The organism is Serratia sp. C2(1), from assembly GCF_036352655.1.
In the GTDB taxonomy this organism is placed as follows: domain Bacteria; phylum Pseudomonadota; class Gammaproteobacteria; order Enterobacterales; family Enterobacteriaceae; genus Serratia; species Serratia inhibens.
Map to the genome: position 1 here is coordinate 2,351,245 of NZ_JAZFBA010000001.1, position 21,893 is coordinate 2,373,137.

17 protein-coding genes are annotated in these 21,893 nt (G+C 54.7%); 2 read left to right on the forward strand and 15 right to left on the reverse strand.

Annotated features, from left to right (window positions below; all coding sequences use genetic code 11):
* Positions 1 to 92: 92 nt before the first annotated feature.
* Genes mukB through cmoM form a run of 4 tightly spaced genes read right to left on the reverse strand, consistent with a single transcriptional unit; the run spans position 93 to position 7,351 of the window.
* The gene (gene mukB / locus V2S86_RS11060; protein ID WP_330762441.1) at positions 93 to 4,541 is read right to left on the reverse strand and encodes a chromosome partition protein MukB; all 4,449 of its coding nucleotides are present in this window, start codon (positions 4,539 to 4,541) and stop codon (positions 93 to 95) included.
* A complete protein-coding gene (gene mukE / locus V2S86_RS11065; protein ID WP_330762442.1) occupies positions 4,538 to 5,266 on the reverse strand; it encodes a chromosome partition protein MukE in 729 nt (242 codons plus the stop codon). The genes mukB and mukE overlap by 4 nt, the downstream gene beginning before the upstream one ends.
* Positions 5,247 to 6,569, reverse strand: a complete 1,323-nt coding sequence (gene mukF, locus V2S86_RS11070; RefSeq protein ID WP_006320786.1) for a chromosome partition protein MukF — start codon at positions 6,567 to 6,569, stop codon at positions 5,247 to 5,249. Before mukF ends, mukE begins: the two co-directional genes overlap by 20 nt.
* Positions 6,566 to 7,351, reverse strand: coding sequence for a tRNA uridine 5-oxyacetic acid(34) methyltransferase CmoM (cmoM, locus tag V2S86_RS11075; protein WP_330762443.1), 786 nt, complete (start codon positions 7,349 to 7,351; stop codon positions 6,566 to 6,568). Before cmoM ends, mukF begins: the two co-directional genes overlap by 4 nt.
* A gap of 151 nt (positions 7,352 to 7,502) precedes the next feature.
* Between cmoM and elyC the strand changes: the two genes are divergently transcribed.
* Positions 7,503 to 8,276, forward strand: a complete 774-nt coding sequence (gene elyC, locus V2S86_RS11080) for an envelope biogenesis factor ElyC (protein WP_330763190.1) — start codon at positions 7,503 to 7,505, stop codon at positions 8,274 to 8,276.
* On the opposite strand, the gene V2S86_RS11085 is transcribed toward elyC, so the two are convergent.
* The 6 genes from V2S86_RS11085 to cspE all read right to left on the reverse strand — a co-directional run bounded on the left by V2S86_RS11085 (position 8,273) and on the right by cspE (position 12,519).
* On the reverse strand, positions 8,273 to 9,169 hold the full coding sequence (locus V2S86_RS11085; protein ID WP_330762444.1) for a YcbJ family phosphotransferase: 897 nt from the start codon (positions 9,167 to 9,169) through the stop codon (positions 8,273 to 8,275). The genes elyC and V2S86_RS11085 overlap by 4 nt on opposite strands.
* 147 nt (positions 9,170 to 9,316) lie before the next feature.
* Complete coding sequence (kdsB, locus tag V2S86_RS11090; protein WP_330762445.1) at positions 9,317 to 10,066, reverse strand: 3-deoxy-manno-octulosonate cytidylyltransferase; 750 nt, start codon at positions 10,064 to 10,066, stop codon at positions 9,317 to 9,319.
* The gene (locus V2S86_RS11095) at positions 10,063 to 10,245 is read right to left on the reverse strand and encodes a Trm112 family protein (protein WP_006320791.1); all 183 of its coding nucleotides are present in this window, start codon (positions 10,243 to 10,245) and stop codon (positions 10,063 to 10,065) included. Before V2S86_RS11095 ends, kdsB begins: the two co-directional genes overlap by 4 nt.
* Before the next feature lie 286 nt (positions 10,246 to 10,531).
* Positions 10,532 to 11,758, reverse strand: a complete 1,227-nt coding sequence (locus V2S86_RS11100) for a winged helix-turn-helix domain-containing protein (protein ID WP_330762446.1) — start codon at positions 11,756 to 11,758, stop codon at positions 10,532 to 10,534.
* Between the two features lie 109 nt (positions 11,759 to 11,867).
* The gene (locus V2S86_RS11105; RefSeq protein WP_006320799.1) at positions 11,868 to 12,089 is read right to left on the reverse strand and encodes a cold-shock protein; all 222 of its coding nucleotides are present in this window, start codon (positions 12,087 to 12,089) and stop codon (positions 11,868 to 11,870) included.
* Positions 12,090 to 12,309: 220 nt separating this feature from the next.
* Entirely contained in the window at positions 12,310 to 12,519 is a 210-nt protein-coding gene (cspE, locus tag V2S86_RS11110) for a transcription antiterminator/RNA stability regulator CspE (protein WP_330762447.1), read from the reverse strand.
* A 527-nt stretch (positions 12,520 to 13,046) separates the two neighbouring features.
* On the opposite strand from cspE, the gene hglS reads away from it, so the two are divergent.
* Entirely contained in the window at positions 13,047 to 14,453 is a 1,407-nt protein-coding gene (gene hglS, locus V2S86_RS11115; protein ID WP_330762448.1) for a 2-oxoadipate dioxygenase/decarboxylase HglS, read from the forward strand.
* A gap of 1 nt (position 14,454) precedes the next feature.
* Here the strand turns inward: hglS and lpxK are convergent, their stop codons facing one another.
* The 5 genes from lpxK to rpsA form a co-directional block, all read right to left on the reverse strand.
* On the reverse strand, positions 14,455 to 15,435 hold the full coding sequence (gene lpxK, locus V2S86_RS11120) for a tetraacyldisaccharide 4'-kinase (RefSeq protein WP_330762449.1): 981 nt from the start codon (positions 15,433 to 15,435) through the stop codon (positions 14,455 to 14,457).
* Positions 15,435 to 17,183, reverse strand: coding sequence for a lipid A ABC transporter ATP-binding protein/permease MsbA (gene msbA / locus V2S86_RS11125; RefSeq protein ID WP_330762450.1), 1,749 nt, complete (start codon positions 17,181 to 17,183; stop codon positions 15,435 to 15,437). The genes lpxK and msbA overlap by 1 nt, the downstream gene beginning before the upstream one ends.
* Positions 17,184 to 17,218: 35 nt before the next feature.
* Positions 17,219 to 19,528 (reverse strand): ComEC family protein, encoded by a 2,310-nt coding sequence (locus tag V2S86_RS11130; RefSeq protein ID WP_442996153.1) that lies wholly within the window; start codon positions 19,526 to 19,528, stop codon positions 17,219 to 17,221.
* Positions 19,529 to 19,792: 264 nt separating this feature from the next.
* Positions 19,793 to 20,077 carry an integration host factor subunit beta gene (gene ihfB, locus V2S86_RS11135; RefSeq protein ID WP_004942652.1) on the reverse strand — a complete coding sequence of 95 codons (285 nt, stop codon included), beginning with the start codon at positions 20,075 to 20,077 and terminating at the stop codon, positions 19,793 to 19,795.
* A 62-nt stretch (positions 20,078 to 20,139) separates the two neighbouring features.
* On the reverse strand, positions 20,140 to 21,813 hold the full coding sequence (gene rpsA / locus V2S86_RS11140; RefSeq protein WP_004942650.1) for a 30S ribosomal protein S1: 1,674 nt from the start codon (positions 21,811 to 21,813) through the stop codon (positions 20,140 to 20,142).
* Positions 21,814 to 21,893: the final 80 nt, after the last annotated feature.

The window sequence follows — 21,893 nt, forward strand, 5'->3', positions numbered from 1 at the left end:
GCGGATAAAAAAGCAGGACCATCATCCATGCACACAAAAAAATAGCCACCCCAGGGCGGCTATTTTCAGATTATTAGCGGACTTTTTTGCGTTTACGGCGTTTCTACCGTAGCCGCGCCCAGCGCAGGCGGCTCATTGGCGAAACCGCGCAGCCCCACTACGTGCACGTGCTCATGGTTCTGGAACACCTTACGCACCAGCTTATAAGTGGTGCCTTTTTCCGGGCTGATGTTTTCCGGCGCGGCGATAATCAGCTGCATTTCCAGACGATCGCACAGCTCGAACAGCGTTGCGATGGACTTCGCATCCAGTCGTGCCGCTTCATCGAGGAACAGCAGGCGGCAAGGTGAGATATCCTTGCCACGCAGGCGGCGAGACTCCTCTTCCCAGCTCTGCACCACCATCACCAGAATAGACATCCCGGTTCCTATCGCTTCCCCGGTTGACAGCGCGCCGCTCTCGGCACGCAGCCAACCGTCAGAACCGCGGAACACTTCCACTTCCAGCTCCAGATAGTTACGGTAATCCAGCAACTCTTCGCCGATGGTCTGCGGCGTGCGTTGCCCCATATCAATCTGCGGGTTCAGGCGCTGATACAGCTTGGCCAAGGCTTCAGAGAAGGTCAGACGGTTGCTGTTGAACAGATCCTGATGCTGCTCTCGCTGCTCGGCAAGCACATCCAGCAGCGTCGCATGCGCTTCGCGCACGTTGACGTTCAGCCGTACGCTCTTCACCTGACCGAAAGATACCGCCTGCAGACCCTGGTTGAGCATGCGGATGCGGTTCTGTTCACGCTGAATGGTTTTGCGGATGATATTCGCCACGCTCTTGGAACTGATCGCCAGTTTCTGCTCACGCGCAGTCAGTTCTTCGGTCAGGCGACCCAGTTCGATCTCCATCTGTTCGATGGCCTCAACCGGGTCATCGGTACGAATGATATCCTGGCGGATACGCTCGCGCAGATGCTGATACACCGCAATATAGAACTGAATCTTGCGTTCCGGGCGCTTTGGATCTTCCGACAAGCGCAGAACGTCGCGCAGATGTTCGTTATCCGACACCGCCAGACGCAACGCACCCAGCGCCTTATCCGACATCGAGCGCAGCTCGTCACCGTCCATATAAGCCAGTTCGCGTCGATGCAGACGGCGTTCAACCCCGTTGTCTTTCACCATGCGCATGACCGCACACCAGCCCGCCTTGGCGGTCACCACCTGCTCACGCAGTTGGTGGTAGTCGCGCTCCAGCTTGCGCAGTTTCTTCTGCAGGCTGTCCATTTCCGCTTCGCAGAAGGTCAGCTGCTTTTCCAACTGGTTACGCCGCGCGCGGTTGGTACTCAGCGCCGCATGCAGCTCGTCACGACGCGATCGTGCACGCGCCTCGGCATTGGCATCGGCTTGCACGCCGATATCCACCAGCTCCTGGCTCAGCTCTTTCAGCATGTCGCGCTTGGCGTCATAGGAGCTTTTCAGCGATGCCAATACTTGGCTGTACTGGGTAAATTGGGTTTGATACTGACGCAGTTGCTCACGGGCACGGGTACGTTCCGCTTCCGCATGCTCCAGACGCTGGCGCAGCTTGTCGTTAAGATCGTTGTTGGCGTTCTGCATGCCGGCGGAATCGGTATAACCAAAGTGCGCGCGACGCTGTACCACTTCGATCAGAGCAAACGCCTGCTGCTTGGCCTGGCGCTGTACGCTCTGCGCCTGGGTATAATCCTGTTGCAACTGTTCATGCTGTTGCGGGTCGCTTTGCAACACCGACAGCAAGGGTTCCAGCTTGGCCAGGGAGACACCGTGTTGCTGAATATGGCGCGCGGCATCCTGCGCCTCTTCCAGCTCTTCGCGGATCTCTTCCACCCGGTCCTGCAGAGTGTCGTCGTTCAACAGTGACACTAATGGCATCAGACGGTTGAGCGCCGAGATGCCCTCTTTCGCCTGATCGTACTGCTGCCGCTGCTGCTGGTTCTGCGCTTCATGGTTATTCAGCGCACGCTCGATTTCACCGCGACGGGTATTGAGGCCACGGATCTCCGCTTCCGGATCGGCGTCAAACGCCACTGCCAGATGGGAGCCGATAAAGCGGCTGAAAGCCTGATGCGAACGCTGGGTCTTTTGCACATCGAATGACAGCGTCGCGTAACGCTCGGCCAAGGTTTCACGCTCGACATGCAGCACTTCCAGGCGGTTTTCACGCGCGGCGCGGCCAAACAGCGGCACTTCCGGGTAACGCGAATAACGCCACTGACGATCGGCGGTTTTCACCAACACCGCCCTGTCCTGCTCTTCGACGGCGAACACGCTGTCATCGAACGACTGCGGATCCCCTTCGATCAAATAGAGATCTTCCGGACAGTCTTCGAGACCTTCCAGCATCTCGCGCACCAGCGACAGATCCGGTACCACAATCGCGTGGCGCGATGGGCCGTACAGCGCCGAGAAGTAAGGTGCATCGTCGATGGTGACATCGTCATAAATTTCAGAGAGCAGCACGCCGCCAAAACGTTCGGCCAGCGTCACCAGACGCTGATCTTCGGCACCGCCAGGCTGGCTAAGGCGTTCGATCTGCGCTTCAACTTCACGCTTGCGGGCAGCCACTTCGTCGCGCTCAACGGTAGTTTCACGTTCGCGCTCCAGCAGTTGCTGCATGAACTCGGTTACCTGCTGGCTGCTTTCCAGCTCTTCACCGCTCTGCTCGCTAAGCTGACTCAGGGAATCCTGCGCCGCCAACCAGACTGGTGCGCGGGCGGTCAGCTCACGGATGCGCTGCTGGATTTGCTCCAACTCCTGACGCATTTCCATTCGGCGCTCGCCGGCGTCGCTGACGCTCTGCGACAACGATTCCAGACGCTCTTCCAACTCTTGCAACAGCGCATCGAGATCGTCCGGCTGATACTCCTGGCCGTGGCGTTTGCAGAACTCCTGCAGCAGACGCTCGGCATCTTGTTGAGAGCGCAGACGCTGTTCCAACTCGCTCAAGCGCATGCGCAGCGGCTGTACGCGTTCGGCAAGGTGCTGCTGCGAAGGCCAATCGCGCAACAATTCGCGCGCACATTGCCAGGCTTCACTGCGGCTGACCTGGCCGGCGATTTTACCCACCAGCTGATAAGCTTGTTCAAACTGGCCGTGCGCGGCGTCGGCCACGCTCAGTTTCTGCTCGAGCATCAGCAAGGCTTCCGTCGCTTCCTGCTCACGCGCCTGGAAAGTATCCAGCCACTGTTCGGCATTTTCAGCGGTCAGCTCCGGCAGTTGGCACAGCCCACGAGCGCGTTCCAATGCCTGCAAAGCCTGCTGATACTGAATGGCGCGGGTCTGCTGCACGTCAAGCGCTTGCTGGTAGTCGGCGAGCTGGCTTTTCAGTTCATCCACTTCCAGTTCGGCCGCCTCGGCGCGCGCTTCGTTTTCGGCCTGTTGCTCACTGGCCTCGGCAACCACTTCGTTCTGCTCTTCCAGGCGGTAGGTCAGCTCTTCCAGATCGCCTTCATAACGCTCGATCTTTTCCTGCTGACGCATCGCCGTCTGCACCAGATTCAGGTGATCGCTGGCGGCCTGATAGTCGGTTTCCAAATCGGATTCCGCGCCGCTCTGCTCTGCCAACTCACGCGCCATTTCCACGTGGCGATACTGCTCGGCGGCCAGCTGTTTACGGCTGCCCAGCAGATCGCTGCGCAGCGCCAGCGCGCCGTCCAGATGAATGCGCCGTTCGTTGGCATGGCGCATGTAGTCTGCCGCCACGTAGGACGTGGCTTCGGAAATCAGGTGTTTGAACAGGTCACGGTCCGACTGAGTGACGCGAATCGCTTCCAACGTCATGCGGTTTTCGCGCAGCGCCGCTTCCATATCCTGAAACGCCTTGCGCACGCCGCTGTTCTCCGGCAACAAATAGTCGCGCAGCGAGCGGGTGATGGCGCTGGAAATCCCGCCGTACAGCGAGGCTTCGATCAGGCGGTAAAACTTGCTGCGATCGGCGGACGAACGCAGGCGTTTAGGGATCACGCCCAGATCGAACATTAAGGAATGGTAGTCGGTGATCGAGTTGAACTGCTTGAACTGGACGCCTTCCATCTCTTCAACGCGATCTTTCAGTTCCTGCAACGTCAGCACGCGCGCCTGGCGCTCGCCTACCGTTTGGGTCAAAAGCTCTGTCGGCTGCACTGCGGTCGGCAGGCCCTGAATGGTGAACGGCTTGATGTCCACCTTGCGATCGCGGCCGGCTACCTGCTGCAGACGCACACCGACCACCACGCGCTGATGGCGTGAGTTGATCACATCCAGCGTGGAGTAACAGACCCCGGCACGCAGCTTGCCGTGCAAGCCCTTGTCGCGCGAACCGCTGGTGGCGCCAGCTTCGGTGGTGTTACGAAAGTGCAGCAGCGTCAAGTCGGGGATCAGCGCGGTGACGAAAGCCGCCATCGTGGTGGATTTCCCTGCCCCGTTGCCGCCGGACAGCGTGGTCACCAACTCATCCAGATCAAAGGTACGGGCAAAAAAGCCGTTCCAGTTGACCAGCGTCAGCGAGCGAAATTTACCGCGTTCAATCATTCCTGTTCATCCTCTGCACTGTCCGGAGTGTTATCAACCTGCGGGTCTTCAGCGTCGCTCTCGTCATTCAGCGACAGGCTGTTTTCAACCGGCATCGCCTCGCCGTCACGAATCATGCGCAGCTGTGCTTCACGCGGATCGTCACCGCTGCGCACGTCGGCACCAAAGCGGAACACGGCTTCGGTGATACGGAACTTGCTGCTGTCATTGCCCATGAAATAGACCATGCCCAGACGACGCAGGCGGTTCAGCGAGGTACGCACTTTTTCGTGCAGTTTCTGACGATCGAGATCCGAGCCGGTGGAGCGCTGGTTAACGAACTTCAACAATTTGGTCTCATCCGCCAGGCTCAACAGCTCGTCGTACAGCTCCTGATGGCTGAAGATCCCCTCATGCGCCAGGCGCTCGGGGCTGAGATAGAGATAACACAGGATTTTTCCCACCATCATGTCCAGTTCGGACAGCACCGAACGCGGGATCAGGGTGGTGGAACGCGGGCGCAGGTAGAAAAAACCTTCCGGCGCACGGATCAGTTCCACGCTGTAGCGCGTGTAAAACTCTTCCAGTTCGTCCTGAAAATCCATTAAGAAGGCGTGGTTGTCCAGCTCATCGATACCGATGTGACGACCCGCGCGCAGTTGGCTGTCGAGCGCAGGAAACAGCGCGTTAGACAATGCCTTGGCCAGCTTGACTGGCATTACTTGTTCAATATTTGTCGATGACATGGGCCTGGACCTTGGCTCCGTAATCATTGATTGCCTGCCATTGCGCCGGCAACCCTGAAAAATCTGCTTCAGCCACACCAAGGCGCACAGCCTGGTCGACCACTAAACGTGCTACGTCAAAGTGACGCGCACGCGGATATTGCGCCAGATAATCGCGCATTACCGCCCCTAAATTGAGCGGCATCTGTTGTTCCTGATAAATCTTCAGCGCCTGTTCGATCATTGCCGCCAGCTGTTCGCGGATCTCGCTGAACTCTTCGAACTCCAGATCCGGCGGCAGTTCCCCGGTCACTTCCTCGCTGCGCAGCGCCAGCTCTTCGTCACGCATATCCAGCAAGCGGTCGGCGTTGGCATGGGTCAGCGTCCATGGGTTGTCGAAATAGTTTTGCACCGATTGGCGCAGGCGTTGGGCGAACACGCGGTTCTTATCCATGTCGATCGCGGTACGGATAAATTTATGCACATGACGGTCGTAACCGATCCACAGGTCAATTGCCTGTTGGCCCCAGCTGATAATGCGGTCGAGCTTGCTTTGCAGATCGAACACCAGTTTGTCGACGAAGCCCAGCTCCATCCCACCCAGCGTCGCATCCTGAATGCGCAACAGGTTGGCCTGCAGCTTGTCGCCCGCCGCCTCCAGCGTATCCTGCAGCTCGCGCAAGGTGCCGGACGTTTCGGACAACAGCATTTCGCAACTGGAGATAGCCGCGCGCCAGTCCTGGTTCAACAATGCCGCGATATCTTCCTTCACGCCCTGCTGTTGCTCATCCATCAGCCGTTGGGTCATGTCGATACTGTCGAAGATTTCCGCCACCGAATATTTCAGCGGTGCAAACACGTTGCGGTGCCAATGGAAATCGTCCCCGCCCTCTTCGGCGGCGTCGGCGGCGCGCTTCAGCTCCTGCGCCACTATCGACAATTGCATAGACAGACGCAGCGTGGAGAATTCGCGCTGACGGATATAGTAATCGGTGATACCTATGCCCAGCGGCGTCAGACGATAAATGGCGTTACCGTCTGCCAGTTCGCTGGTAAAACGGTTTAACAGGCGCTGGCGCACCATGTCGTTAATCGCATTGTTGGCGCGGACCGCCACCGTTTCATGCGTCTGTTCGAAACCCTTGCTGACATGGCGAAATGCATCAACCAGCTCACCTTCGCTCATCTCGCCGTCCAGCCGCTCGCCGTTAAGGGTGGCGATAGCGAGCAAAAACGCGAGACGCTCCGTAGGGAGCGAAATAGAGAAATCATTTTTCCGTGCCCAGGCGACCAGTTCGGGTACTGTCTGGGAAAATTCACTCATAGTTCGTCCTTCAGGTTTGGTTTATGCGCCATGACGTGAATATAGCGCCCCAAACTCACGTACGGCTCCTGCCGGCAATAGTGCTGTTCAAGCGCCAGTAACTCTTCAAATTTTTGCGTCTGTAGCTGCCTGCTCTGCAGATAATCGTGGAACACCCGCACCCCGGTTTTCCCGCTGATGCGCATGCCCATGTGCTCCAGCCAGCCATAAACCTGCGGCGGGTTGTGCGGATATTGCGGCGACAAGGAACGCTTTCTGCGCCTTCTGACCTCGGGATTCACCAGTTGGAAATTACCCAACACTACGTTGCGCATCAAGAGGCCGTTGGCATTAAAGAACATCAATGACAGCGCACCACCGGGCAGCAGGCAGTTGAACAACTCTTGCAACGCCACCTCAGGTTCAGCAATCCATTCAAGCACCGCATGGAACAATATCAGATCAACCGGCTGTTCCAAGTGCTGACCAATGTCCTGCGCTGAACTTTGTATGAATTGCATGTTCTGGCTCACACCTTTTTGTTCAGCCAACTGCGCAGCGCGTTGGATCATCTCACCAGAGAGATCGCACAACAACACCTGATGTCCTAATTCTGCCAGTTGGCAGGCCATGTGGCCTTCGCCGCCGCCGGCATCCAGAATGCGCAGCGGCCGCTGCGGCAACTGGGCCAGCAGCGTGGTCAGATCCTGCCAGACTACCGCCTGACGGATCTTCCCTTTGGTGGTGCCGTAAATATTACGCGCAAACTTTTCAGCAATATCGTCAAAATTGCGATCCTGCATGGACAACGGCTCCGCTGATCTTATCCTGATGGGGGCAAAGTGCCAGCCCATTCAAACCTGCTATTTTGGCACAGACTGGCTTAGAATGAATCTTCTTGCGGCCTGATTGTGCCCGGATGTCGTTTTTTCGCCCAAAAGGACCTGATTTTTGATGCTGTTCAACCTGAAAAAGTTCATTGGCGCCATTTTAATGCCCTTACCTGCGCTGCTGCTGCTGATGGGGCTGGCGCTGTTGCTGCTGTGGTTCACCCGCTGGCAAAAAAGCGGCAGAGTCATTTTATCACTGAGCTGGCTGTTTTTACTGCTTTTCAGCCTTCAGCCGGTGGCCGACCGGCTGTTGCGACCTATAGAATCTGAATATGTAACCTATCGAGGCAATGACCAGGTGAATTATATCGTGGTGCTGGGTGGCGGCTATACCTTTAACCCGGATTGGGCTCCCAGCTCCAACCTGATAGGTAACAGCCTGCCACGAGTGACGGAGGGCGTGCGCTTATATCTCGCGCATCCGGGGACCAAGATGGTGTTCACCGGCGCCGGCGGCGCCAATACCTTGAGCAACGCGGCAACAGCGGCGCGGGTAGCGGAAAGCCTGGGAGTACCGCGTAGCGATATGGTGTTGTTGGATCGCCCGATGGATACCGAGCAGGAGGCGTTACAGGTGTCGAAGCTGGTCGGCCGGCAACCCTTTATTTTGGTGACCTCAGCCAACCATTTGCCGCGGGCAATGCGCTTTTTTGAAGCCAAAGGGCTGCACCCTATCCCGGCGCCGGCCAATCAGTTGGCCATCAGCTCAAGGCTGAATATTTGGGATCGCGTGGTACCCTCAGCCATGTTCCTGGGCCACAGCGAACGCGCCTGGTATGAAACCTTGGGCAGCCTGTGGCAATCGCTGAAAGGGGCTGATGAAGCCGCTGTCGACTAATCCGCAAGCCAGGGCAGCAGCTGTTTCGATGCATGGTCAAACAGCTGCCGGTCCAGCTTACCGGTGTGAATCAGCCGCCCTGCCGCTTCCCACACGCCATACAGCCAACGCCGCACCAGAAACGACTCCGATACCGGGGCCCGCCGCAAATAATAAAACATCAGTTGGCTGGGCATCCCCGCCTCGCACAACCTGAACAGCTCATATTCGCGCGGGGCCCATAGCATCATCCCGGGGTTAAGCATGGCCAACAGTTGGTCGCTTTTTGCATCTTTCAGCATACTGCGCAACGACAGATTGCCGTGCACCAACACGCAAGGATCGTCGAAACCGACAAAAAAATGGGTCAGCGCTTCTCGCGTGCGATACAACAAGCGGCGATCGGCCATCGTCAACTGCGGCGAATTGAGGTTGCCGAGCGTCGACCACAGCACCTCGACCCGCTGCTGATACCAGCAAAACCAGTCGTTTTCCTGCGTGCTGTCAACCGTGCCAACGCAACCGTGGCTGTCGATACGGTGCCAGGCCAAAATGCCATCAACGATCTGTTCCATCAGCATGGTCCAGCGGTTCGGCGTGCGTGTCGGCGCCTCTGCCGACACGCCCCGCAAACGTTCGATCAGCAAGATTTCTTTATAGGGTGCCTGATGGGTATAGACCACGCCATACACCGTCGGCAGGCGGATATCGCCTTCACGCGCCAGCATCGACAGTTTATAGGCTTCCTGCTGGGCGATCCCCTGGCAGACAAAGCTTTTGGCCATCAGCGGGATCGCGTGGCCCTGTTGATCGTACAGCGAATACATGTGTGCATAAGGTTGTTCGCTAACGCGTTCCAGCCGGCTGATAGATTCGCCCAGCACAATACTCAGTTCGGCACGTAACTGCTCCATAAGGCAATAACCTCAAGAGAAAGGAGGAGACGCTGACATCATCGAACGGTAAGCGAAAAAAAGCTTCAACGCAGATCAACAAAATGGGGATAAAAAAGCGGGAAATTGTATTGCCGGCATACCAGATGACATGCCGGCGTTGAATGATCAGCCTTTGATGCTGTCGCGCACACGCTGCAGATCTTCCGGCGTATCAACACCCACGGTCGGAATGGCTTTAGCGACAGCCACGTGGATTTTTTCACCGTACCACAGCACCCGCAGTTGCTCCAGCAGCTCAATTTGCTCCAGCTGGCTTGGTGCCCAACTGACATAACGGCGCACAAAACCGGCACGATAGGCGTAAATGCCTATATGGCGCAGCAGGCTGTCGCCGATACTTTCTTTGGATTGAGCAAAGCGCTCCCGATCCCAGGGAATAGTGGCGCGGGAAAAATAGAGCGCATAACCCTGTGCGTCCATCACTACTTTGACGGCATTGGGGTTAAAGGCTTCTTCCGCGCTGGCGATCGGCACCGCCAAAGTCGCCATGCCGGCCTGGCTGGCTGCCAGGTTTTCAGCCACCTGACGTACGATCACCGGCGGGATCAGCGGCTCGTCACCCTGTACGTTGACGATAATTTCGTCATCGGCAAAACCGTAATGCTCGATCACTTCCGCCAGGCGTTCGGTACCGGAATGGTGATGCGGGCTGGTCATGCACACTTCACCACCGGCGGCTTTGACCGCTTCCGCTACCTCGGGGTGATCGGTCGCTACGATAACGCGGCTGGCGCCGGACTCACGCGCACGCTCCATCACGTGCACCACCATTGGCTTACCGTGAATGTCGGCCAGCGGCTTGCCCGGTAAACGGGTTGAGGCATAACGGGCTGGAATAATAGCGATAAAACTCATGCGTGTTTCTCATCCAATGACAGCGCACGCGCTTCGTTTTCCAACAACACGGGAATGCCATCACGCAACGGATAGGCGAGGCCGTCCACTTTGCAGACCAATTCCTGATTTTCTTTATTGAAATAGAGCTTACCGTTGCAGACCGGACAGGCAACGATTTCGAGTAAACGATGGTCCATGCTTCCTCCAGGGTGGAGATCTAAAGTGCGTGAGAATAGCATAACGCTATGCGCCAGGTTAATCACCGGCTGTTTTACCGCTGCATTTTAATCTGGCTCCGGGATTGAATTGACTGCGATGCAAGCGTAAAATTTTGTGACTCAAGTCACAAAAAACCACTCTTCCATGCTCAAACGTATTCACAAAATCATCGCCCTGTTTGCCAATTTCAGCAACTGAGGCTTCTATCTGATTGTAACGAGCGGCGCTGGAAATTCGTTTTACCCGCGCTGACGACGCCGTTCGTTATTCCACTTCCCAGCCTTCGCCCCATTCTACGGCCAGTTGCGCCGGAATATCCCCCAGCGTCACCTGTTTGGCTCCGTGCCATTTTGCACTGCGGGCAATTGCCTGCCGGAGATCCTGCGCACGCTGTTTACCAAAACGAACTTTGGCCTGCGGATGGAAACTGATAACTTCAAAAATGCCCTGTCGTCGATGCATTTTTGCATCGACGCGGCCAATCAACTCGCCCCGCTGCAACACCGGCAGGGTAAAATAACCGTACTGTCGCTTCTCCTTCGGCGTATAGCACTCCAGCCGGTAATCGAAATTGAACAGTTCCAGCGCACGTCGGCGATCCCAAACCACGGGATCAAACGGAGAAAGCAAGGTAGTCACACTGGATTTTAACGCCCCTCTCTCCGCCAACTGCAGTTCTTGCGCCAGCGAATGATGCACGTAAAAATCGCCGTCCAACCCATCAATGACTACCGGCATTATTTCGCCCCGTTGCTGTAGCGACGCCAGCAGCAATTTCGGCGTAACTCGCTTCAGACGGTAGTAATCCGCCAACCATTCAGCCCTGAAAATTCCCAGGTAACGACAGGTTCGGCTGAGCATTTCCTGCTGCGCATTGCCCGCAGGTAACGCATGACGCTCATCATCCCAGTCCGGCAGTAGCCTTTCGGTCAGATCGTAGACACGATGAAAATTACGCCGTTCAGATACCATCAGTTTACCGGCGGTGAACAAGATTTCGAGATGGCGCTTTTCCGGCTTCCAATCCCACCAACCGCTATTTCCTTTCTTCTCGGCATTAAAATCCGCCGAACGCACCGGCCCACCGGCTTCGATATGCAATAGCAGATCGTCCATTGCCGTCTGGTGCTTTTGCACCCACTCTTCAGAATATTTCCAGCCCATACCCTGCGGATGCAGCATGCGGTGGCGCAACAGGCCAAAATCTTCGATGGGTAAAAAACAGGCTTCATGCGCCCAATACTCGAACAGCTGACGGCTGGCCAACGCCTGCTCCAGCCATTCAGGCTGATAGTCGCCCAGGCGGCTGAACAGCACCAGATAAGGGCTGCGTGCAACAACGCTGATGGTATCGATTTGCAGTAACCCCATACGCTGAATGGCGGTCACCACGTCGTCAGGTTTGGCTCTGCGTTTAATCGGGGATAACAGCCCTTGTGCGGCAAGATGAAGCGCGCGGGCGGCGGCAAGAGAAATAACCGGGGTAATCATCCTGACATCCAAAGTCGTTAAGCGATTGCTCGATAATAGTGGATATCAGAAGATTTTTCTTCGCCAGTGCTTGGGGTGGCGGCACCGGCACTGGCGAGGAAGGAGTGGGTCAGAACGCGATAACGTCTGCCGCTGACAGCCCGTGGGAGCTGCGATAGATCGAGAACTCAACGTTCTGACCTTCGTTTAATGATTTATTTTTAGTATTGGCGATAGAACGACGGCTTACATAGATTTCGTCACTACCATCTACCGGTGAAATAAAACCATAACCTGCGGCCTGATCAAACCATTTCACACGGCCCATTTGTAACACAGTATTTTTAAACATAACTTATATCCTTTTACTTGAGCATCCTTAACAACGTTATTTTTATTATTGTTGGATGCTACCAGCCCATCCTAAAGTTTTTCGTAACAAACCTCTCGTGAGCAAAAAATTAAAAACCCGCACTATGCGGGCTTGTTGAACTTAATATCTTCCGCAATGAATCAGCGTTAACGCCTCATCATGGTTGTATTAAACTCTCTTTACGTTATTCCCTGTTTATTTACAGAGCAACAACGTTGGCGGCAGCCGGCCCGCGCGGGCTGTCCTCGATGGTATACTCAACACGCTGGCCTTCAGCCAGAGTTTTGAAACCGTCGGTCGCGATTGCAGAGAAATGTACGAATACATCTTTACCACCGTCGCTCTGCTCAATGAAACCAAAACCTTTGCTTTCGTTGAACCACTTCACCTGACCCATCTTCTTAGACATTACACATTTACCTTTTAAATATATATACAAAACCTGCCATAAGGCAATTTAGGCCGTTTTTAGGAACATTACTTATGGGAGGTACTTAGAAGGTTCGTCTTTGAAGCGGAATCGGATGATAACGTTTTTGGAGGAACTGCTTAAATCTAGACTCGAACATAAATAGGTCTGTATCACAGGCCGACGAGCATTTACTCATAAATCCACCCTTTGCACAAGGGGTTTATTGGTCTATTTTTATCATCCTGCCGAATTTATTTTTATGTCTATGATTGTTCATAGGTTAATTTCTTTATTTTTACAGATTTCACTCAAAATCATTGCCTTCCAGACGGCCGTTACTTGCACCTGTCCCCAGGCAAATGAGAGCTAACGCATAAAAATCCAATATGCTTGTCCAAGCTATAACAAAACCCAATCGAGATAGCTAAACTTGGGGTGAAAACAAGGTGGATGGCCTTTCAGCCAGTACTTTTACCGCCAAAAATACTATTTTTCAGATTATCCTGAATAAAGGAGCTATGCGCATGACCGCCCAGCAGTTCGTCTCACCGAATGAAATCCGCGCCAGGTTCTCTCACGCCATGTCAGATATGTACCAAAAAGAGGTACCACTGTATGGCGATTTGCTCGAACTGGTTGCGGAAACCAACCGACAAGCCCTGCGCGAAGATGCCGCATTGGCTCATCAGTTACAAATTACCGGCGAAATCGAGAGGCTGGCCATGGAGCGCCACGGGGCAATCCGGGTGGGGACGGCGGAGGAGCTGGCTACGCTGCGGCGGCTGTTTAACGTTATGGGCATGTCACCGGTCGGATATTACGACCTGTCCGTGGCGGGCGTTCCGGTTCATTCCACCGCGTTTCGCGCAGTGCATGAAGACGCGTTACAGATCAGTCCATTCCGTGTTTTTACCTCCTTATTACGGCTGGAGCTGATTGAAAGCCCGGCGTTACGTGAGTTGGCGCAACAACTGCTGGCCCGTCGCCGCATATTTACCGAACGGGTGCTGGAGCTGATCGTCTTACAGGAAGCTCAAGGCGGGTTGGATGACGACCAGGCCACAGAGTTTATCGAACAAGCGCTGGAAACTTTTCGTTGGCACAATCAGGCGACCGTCAGTGCCGCCGAATATCAACAACTGCACGATCAGCACCGTCTGATTGCAGACGTTGTGGCCTTCAAAGGCCCACATATTAACCATTTGACGCCACGCACGCTGAATATCGACCTTGTCCAGCAAGCGATGCCCGGCCGGGGAATAACACCTAAAGCCGTTATCGAAGGCCCGCCGCCTCGCCGTCGACCAATTTTGCTACGCCAGACCAGCTTTAAAGCGCTGGAAGAAAGCGTAGCCTTTGTCGAACATGACGGCAGCACCGTGGGCGGACATCATACCGCGCGTTTTGGCGAAATAGAGCAACGTGGCGTAGCGCTGACACCGAAAGGCCGCGCTCTGTATGATCGCCTGTTGCAAGCTACCAACGATGCCTTGCAGGCACCGCCAAGTGAAAAAAACGCCGAGCGGTATAATCAGTTGCTGGCGGAAAACTTCCAGGCGTTTCCGGACGATTATGCAACCTTGCGTGAGCAGCAACTGGCATGGTTTCGCTATTTCCCTACCGAGTGCGGCCTGGCGGCCAAAGATTCGCTGGATAAACACAGCACGCTGGAGCAACTGATAGCTCAGGAACACATTCGCTTTCAGCCTTTGGTGTATGAGGACTTCTTACCGGTCAGTGCGGCGGGCATTTTCCAGTCTAACCTGGGCGACAACCGGCACGCGCAATACAATGCAGCATCGAGCCGTTCCGCTTTCGAACAGGCGCTGGGAGCACAGGTAATTGATGAATTGGCGCTGTATGAGCAAACACAACAGCGTTCGATAAACGCCTGCGCGCAAGCTCTGGGGCTTAACGCGCTGGCCGTTTGAGTTATTTGGTCAGCAGAGCTTCGATACTTTTCAGCAACGGCTCGGCCTGATTGGGGGGGAGAACCGCATCAACCGGTAAATACCACCAGTTAGGCTGGGCAAAAATACGGCATTTGACCGCATCTTTTTCAGTCATCAGTAGCGTTTGCTCAGATGATGCCAACGCCGCCAGTTGAGCATATTGGTACTCTTGGTGATCGGCGAATGCCACTTCCTTCTTGATATCTACACCAAGCTTTTCCAGCGTAGCGAAGAAGCGCGGAGGATGGCCAATCCCGGCCATTGCCACCACGTGCGGCAACTCAGCCACCGGCCGGCGCGCACCGCTGGCGATATTAACCGCCTCGCGCGCTTGCAACTGCATGGCGATTTCACCTGCCTGAGCCACACCGCCGTTGGCAATCCGCGCATTAACGCTGCTCAAGCGCGACGCGCGTTCACGCATCGGCCCTGCTGGTAACCACCAGCCATTGCCAAAACGACGTACGCCGTCGATCACCACCAGTTCAAAATCACGCTGCAATGCGTAATGCTGTAAACCGTCATCCGTGATGACAACGTCGAGTTTCTGCTGCTGCAACAGCGCCTGTACCGCTTCCGCACGCTTTGGCGAAATGGCTACCGGCGCACCGGTACGTTGATAAATCAATACCGGTTCGTCACCCGCCTGCTGGGTCGTAGTGTATTCATCCAATACCAACGGATAAGATGCCGCTTTGCCACCATAACCGCGTGATACCACCCCCACCCGGTAACCGCGCTGTTGCAGTTGCTCAACCAGCCAGATCACCATCGGCGTTTTACCGTTGCCGCCGGCAGTAAGGTTTCCCACCACCACCACCGGCACCGGCGCACGCCAGCTTTTACGCAGACCGCAGCGATAACTCAGCCGAATCAAGCCGCTGACCAAACCATACAGCCAGGACAGCGGCAGCAACAGCAGATATACCAGTGAGCTACCCGACCAAATGCGCTCAATCATTATTGACCGAACTGTATGCGGTGAAGCTGCGCGTAGACGCCGCGCTGTTCGATTAACGAGGCATGCTCACCGCGCTCAACGATGCGCCCATCTTCCACCACCAGGATCTCATCAGCCTTTTCAATGGTCGACAAGCGGTGCGCGATCACCAGCGAGGTGCGGTTTTTCTGCAACTCATCCAATGCAGCCTGAATGGCGCGTTCTGATTCCGTATCCAGCGCTGAAGTGGCTTCATCAAGGATCAGAATCGGGCAGTCACGCAGCAATGCACGTGCTATGGCAATACGCTGACGCTGCCCACCGGACAACATCACGCCATTCTCACCAATCACCGTATCCAGGCCGTTTTCCATTTTCTCAATGAAGTCCATGGCATAAGCCATTCGTGCCGCTTTTTCGATATCTTCCCGACTGTAGCGTTTCTCGCGGGCATAGGCGATATTATTGGCTATGGTGTCGTTGAACAGATGAACGTTTTGCGATACCAAAGCCACCTGATCGCGCAGTGACGCTAAGGTATACTCACGCAAGTCATGTCCGTCCATCAGGATTTCACCTTCCTGGACGTCATAGAAGCGGGTCAGCAGGTTGGCAATTGTCGATTTGCCGGAACCTGAACGACCAACCAGCGCCACCGTTTTCCCTTCAGAAATACTGAGGCTGATATCATGCAACGCCGGCGTTTCTTTCCCTGGGTAATAGAAAGTCACGTTACGGAATTCGATGTCGCCTTTCGCACGCGCCACTTCACGGGTGCCAGTATCTTTTTCCTGCTCCATATCCAGAATGGAGAACAGCGTTTGACAAGCTGCCATCCCACGCTGGAACTGGGCGTTGACGTTGGTCAGCGACTTAAGTGGACGCATTAACGCAATCATCGACGAGAACACCACGGTGATAGTACCGGCGGTCAGGGTTGCCATCACGCTAGGGAAGCTGGCGGCATACAATACAAACGCCAGTGCCAGCGACGCAATCAGCTGAATAATCGGGTCTGAAATGGAAGAGGCAGAAACCAGCTTCATGCCTTGTTGGCGCATACGGTTACTGACTGAGTTAAAACGGTCGGTCTCAACCTGCTGACCACCAAAAATCAGCACTTCTTTATGGCCTTTCAGCATCTGTTCGGCGCTGGTGGTCACCTGCCCCATGGTGTTTTGCATGTTTTTGCTGATATTGCGGAAACGCTTGGAAACGATACGGATAGCAATAGACACGATCGGCGCCAGCACAATCAAGATCACCGACAATTGCCAGCTGTAGTAAAACATCATGCCGAATAACGCAATAATCGATGCTCCCTCACGCACCACGGTCACTAACGCACTGGAGGAAGAGGAAGCCACCTGCTCAGAATCGTAGGTGATACGCGACAACAGCGTACCGGTAGACTGCTGATCAAAGAAGGATACCGGCATTCTCATCATGTGGCCAAATAACCGGCGGCGCATATGCATCACCACCATGCCGGACACCCATGAAATGCAGTAGCTGGAGACGAAGCCCGTCAGGCCACGAACCACCATCAGGCCAATAACGGCCAACGGCATCCAAAGCAAGATGCTACTCTCGGTCTTCCCAAAACCGTCATCCAATAAAGGTTTAAGCAAGGACAGCATAAAGGCATCGCTGGCCGCGTTTAAAATCAACGCAATGGCGGCCACAATCAGCCCGGTCTTAAAAGGAGTGATCATCGGCCAGAGGCGACGGAAAGTCTGCCAGGTGGAGAGATCTTTATCATTCATCATGCAAATACCAGCATCGGAAGAAATAGCGGCCCATTTTACTCATTATCACCCTCTACGCCAAACCGCTGATGGTACCAACGGGGCATTAATTGTTCACGAAAGCCTTTAATTTGCCAATCGTTGTCGAAAAAAAGCACGGATATCTGACCTGAGCGCGAAGTATCGCGCCATATGATGCCATTTGCCAGATATCTGGCGATAACTTTAACAGCGGGTAATCGCCATTTGTTGTAACGAGATGCGGACGCTAAAGCTACCTCCGGCGCTACCGCGCGCAGAAAGGGCGGTGTTGAAGACGTCCTGCTGCCGTGATGTGGAACCTGAAGCACCGTGGATGCCAGCCGATCGCGTTGTGATCTGAGCAACTGTGCTTCCGCTTTCTTTTCCACGTCGCCGGTCAGTAACAGGCTATATTGGCCATCATCGACGCGGATCACGCAGGAGTCGTCGTTGACCGGTCGTTTGAGTGCTTTCGGTGGCCATAACACCTGAAATTGCAGCGACTGCCACTGCCAGCTTTCGCCGGCCACACAGGGTAAATGAAGCGGGTCAAGTATTGGGCTGCGTACCCTGGCCTGAGGAAATGCCTGCCGTACCTCTTCCAGCCCTCCGGTATGGTCAAGATGATCGTGGCTGATAATAATTTGCTCCAGGTCGATACCCCGCCAGTTGAGCATGGGTAAAATATGACGTTCCGCAGCACTGCCCGTCGCCCAGCGATCGCCGGTATCAAACAATATTCCCTTGCCGTTTCTTTCAATCACCACCGCCAGGCCATGGCCGACGTCCAGCATGTCGACCCGCCAACGATATGCGGGTTCTTTTTCTCGCCACAGTACGCAGCATATCGCCACTGCGGCCAATCCCGCCGCATAGCTTAACCACCAGTGGAAACGCCAGCAGATAACCAGCAGCCAGCCCGCCGCGCTGACCAGCAGCGAGGCGGCGCCCAGATCGACCCAACCACGCTGCAAATAATACAACGGCGTGAACACCCATAGCAGTGTCAAATCGGCCAACCACCATAACCCACCGCTCAGTAACGGTAAGGCACCACAAATCACCGCGACCAAAATCAAGGGAACCGTCACCAGTGAAACCACGGGTACCGCCCACAGATTCGCCGGCATAGAGGTCAACGTCAATCCAAGAAACAAAGCGGCTTGCATCGGCACCAGCAGCAACGTGATACCGAGTTGAATATGCAGCCAACGCACCGGAGCCCAGTACCAAGCGGAGCGGAAACGTGCACTTAACGGCACCCATTCGAACCAAAAGACCAGACAGGCTACCGCCAGAACCGATAACCAGAAGCTATCCGACAGTACCGCCAGCGGATCGCAGACCAGAATTAACCCCACGCACCATAACCATACCTGCCATGAGGTGCAGTGAACGCCGCGCAGACGTAGTAGCATCCATAGCGTTAACGCCACAGCGGTACGCACCGCCGGGGGCTGTGCGCCTGCCAGCCAGACATACGCCAAAGTGCCAAACCAACTGGCCAGCAGTGGGAAGCGGTAGCCAATGAGATAAGCGGGCAATAATAACTGAACCGCCCGCAACGCCAACCAAATCAATATGGCCGCCATAGCCACATGCAGGCCTGAAATTGCCATCAGGTGAGCAATGCCGGTTTTCAGCATCAAAGTGCGTAATGCCGGATCCAGCGAGGTTCTTTCGCCAAACGCTAAAGCCAGCAATACCGATTTATAACGCAGGTCGCCAATATTGCTCTCGGCATGGCTGATGATACGTTGCCGCCAGCTGCAACTACCCTCCAGCAGCCTGGCGCGTTTCACCTGCGCAGTCAGTGGTTGACGTTGCGCCATCGCCCAACGCTGGCTATCGAATCCCCCCTCATTCAGTTTGCCGTGTACCGCTCTCAGACGCAGTCGGAGTTCCCAACGTTGCCCAGCACACAGTTGCGGCTCCTCCGGCTGCCAGACGGTAGTGAAGGCAATTGAAGGCGTTAACCAACGCCCGTTAACCTGTTCAATGCGCATCAGCGTTTGTCGGCTGGCCGCGGGTACCAAAGTAACACCGGCAACCTGCACCACTGCGGTCACCTCCGGCCCACGGCTAAGCCGGTCGACTTGCATCACCAGGTTGCCGGCGTTGAAGGTCGCCCACAGAAACCCCAGTGCTCCCCAGGCAATAAATTGGCAGCCCACCCAACGGAAACGCAACATCAAGCTAACGGGCAACACAACCAGCAAAGTTGTTAATACATCGGGTAATTGCGGCAGCACCAGTAACGGCAGAATACCGCAGACAACGGCTATAACCGCCAGATCCAGCGAAGTTTTAATCGACCTTTCTCCCGTCAGACAGCGGACATGCAACTACTGCACATCACAACCCGTAGACCGGATTGTTCCCCCGTAGTCAGGCTGCCGCCAGCCCCCATTCGACAGCTCGCGGCACACACAGCAGGTTAACGATGCAGGTTTCATTTATTGACAAGAGGATGCGGTGTAGCGCGCAAAATAAGGTCAGTACGGGAGGCTAAGAAATCAGAAAACCGTTGAACGACAGGCAAAAAAAAACGGCGCCCTGAGGCACCGTTTATATTTTTTACAAGCAACAACTCTATGAATAATCAGTGATTAACCATAGATATTGGCGCGGTCACGCAACTCTTTACCTGGTTTGAAGTGAGGAACGTACTTGCCGTCCAACTCAACTTTATCACCAGTTTTCGGGTTGCGACCAACGCGCGGAGCACGGTAGTGAAGAGAAAAACTGCCGAATCCGCGGATCTCGATGCGTTCACCATCGGCTAACGTTGCAGCCATGTGTTCTAACATCTCTTTCACTGCATCCTCAACGGCTTTCGCCGGTACATGAGATTGCTGGCCAGCAAGTCTTTCAATAAGTTCAGACTTGGTCATGAGTCCTCCAAGCTTTGCAGCTAAACTACCGTATCGGGGCGGTCAGAAACCGCCCCCCGTCATTACTCGCCTTTAGCCGCTTTGAAAGCTTCAGCCATTGCGTTAGAGAAGTTGCTTTCTTCCTGCTTGTTGTTAACAGTTGCGATAGCGTCTTTCTCGTCAGCTTCGTCCTTAGCACGTACGGACAGGCTTACTACACGGTTCTTACGGTCAACGCCGGTGAATTTAGCTTCAACGTCGTCGCCTACATTCAGAACCAGAGTTGCATCTTCAATGCGGTCGCGAGAGGCTTCAGATGCACGCAGGTAACCTTCTACGCCGCCTGCTAATTCAACTGTAGCACCTTTGGCGTCAACTGCAGTGACTTTACCAGTAACAATAGTACCTTTCTTGTTCATAGACAGGTAGTTATTGAACGGATCTTCAGCCAGTTGCTTCACGCCCAGGGAGATACGCTCGCGCTCTGCGTCAACTTGCAGAACAACCGCTGCGATTTCGTCGCCTTTCTTGTATTCACGTACTGCTTCTTCGCCTGCAACGTTCCAGGAGATGTCAGACAGGTGAACCAGGCCGTCGATACCGCCGTCCAGGCCGATGAAGATACCGAAGTCAGTGATAGACTTGATTTTACCTTCAACGCGGTCGCCCTTGTTGTGGGTTTCTGCGAACAGCTGCCATGGGTTAGATTTGCACTGCTTCAGGCCCAGGGAAATACGACGACGCTCTTCATCGATGTCCAGAACCATAACTTCCACTACATCGCCCACGTTAACAACTTTGGACGGATGGATGTTTTTGTTGGTCCAATCCATTTCAGAAACGTGTACCAGACCTTCAACGCCTTCTTCGATTTCTACGAAGCAGCCGTAATCAGTCAGGTTGGTTACACGACCAGTCAGCTTGGTGCCTTCTGGGTAACGTTTCGCGATAGCAACCCATGGATCTTCGCCCAGTTGTTTCAGGCCCAGGGAAACACGAGTACGCTCGCGGTCGAACTTCAGCACTTTAACAGTGATTTCGTCGCCAACGTTGACGATTTCGCTTGGATGCTTAACGCGTTTCCAAGCCATATCAGTGATGTGCAGCAGGCCGTCTACGCCGCCCAGATCAACGAATGCACCGTAGTCAGTGAGGTTCTTAACGATACCTTTAACTTCCATGCCTTCCTGCAGGTTTTCCAGCAGTTGATCGCGTTCTGCGCTGTTTTCGGATTCGATAACCGCACGGCGAGAAACTACAACGTTGTTGCGTTTCTGGTCCAGCTTGATGACTTTGAACTCAAGCTCTTTGCCTTCCAGGTGCAGAGTGTCACGTACTGGACGCACGTCAACCAGGGAACCTGGCAGGAACGCGCGAATACCGTTCAGCTCTACAGTGAAGCCACCCTTAACTTTGCCGTTGATAACACCGACGACAGTTTCAGCTTCTTCGTAAGCTTTTTCCAGCGTGATCCAAGCTTCGTGACGCTTAGCTTTCTCACGGGACAGCAGAGTTTCACCGAAGCCATCTTCAACAGCGTCCAGCGCAACGTCAACTTCGTCGCCTACCTGGATTTCCAGCTCGCCCTGTGCATTTTTGAATTGCTCAGCCGGGATGGCAGACTCAGATTTCAGACCGGCGTCAACCAGTACTACGTCTTTGTCGATAGCAACTACAACGCCACGAACGATGGAACCCGGACGGGTTTCGATTGTTTTCAGGGATTCTTCAAAGAGTTGAGCGAAAGATTCAGTCATGTTTAATCTTCAGGGTTCTATAGTTTAACGTCCATTTAGCATCCCGCCGAATGGGGTTGTTTCACATACCCCGCCATTGG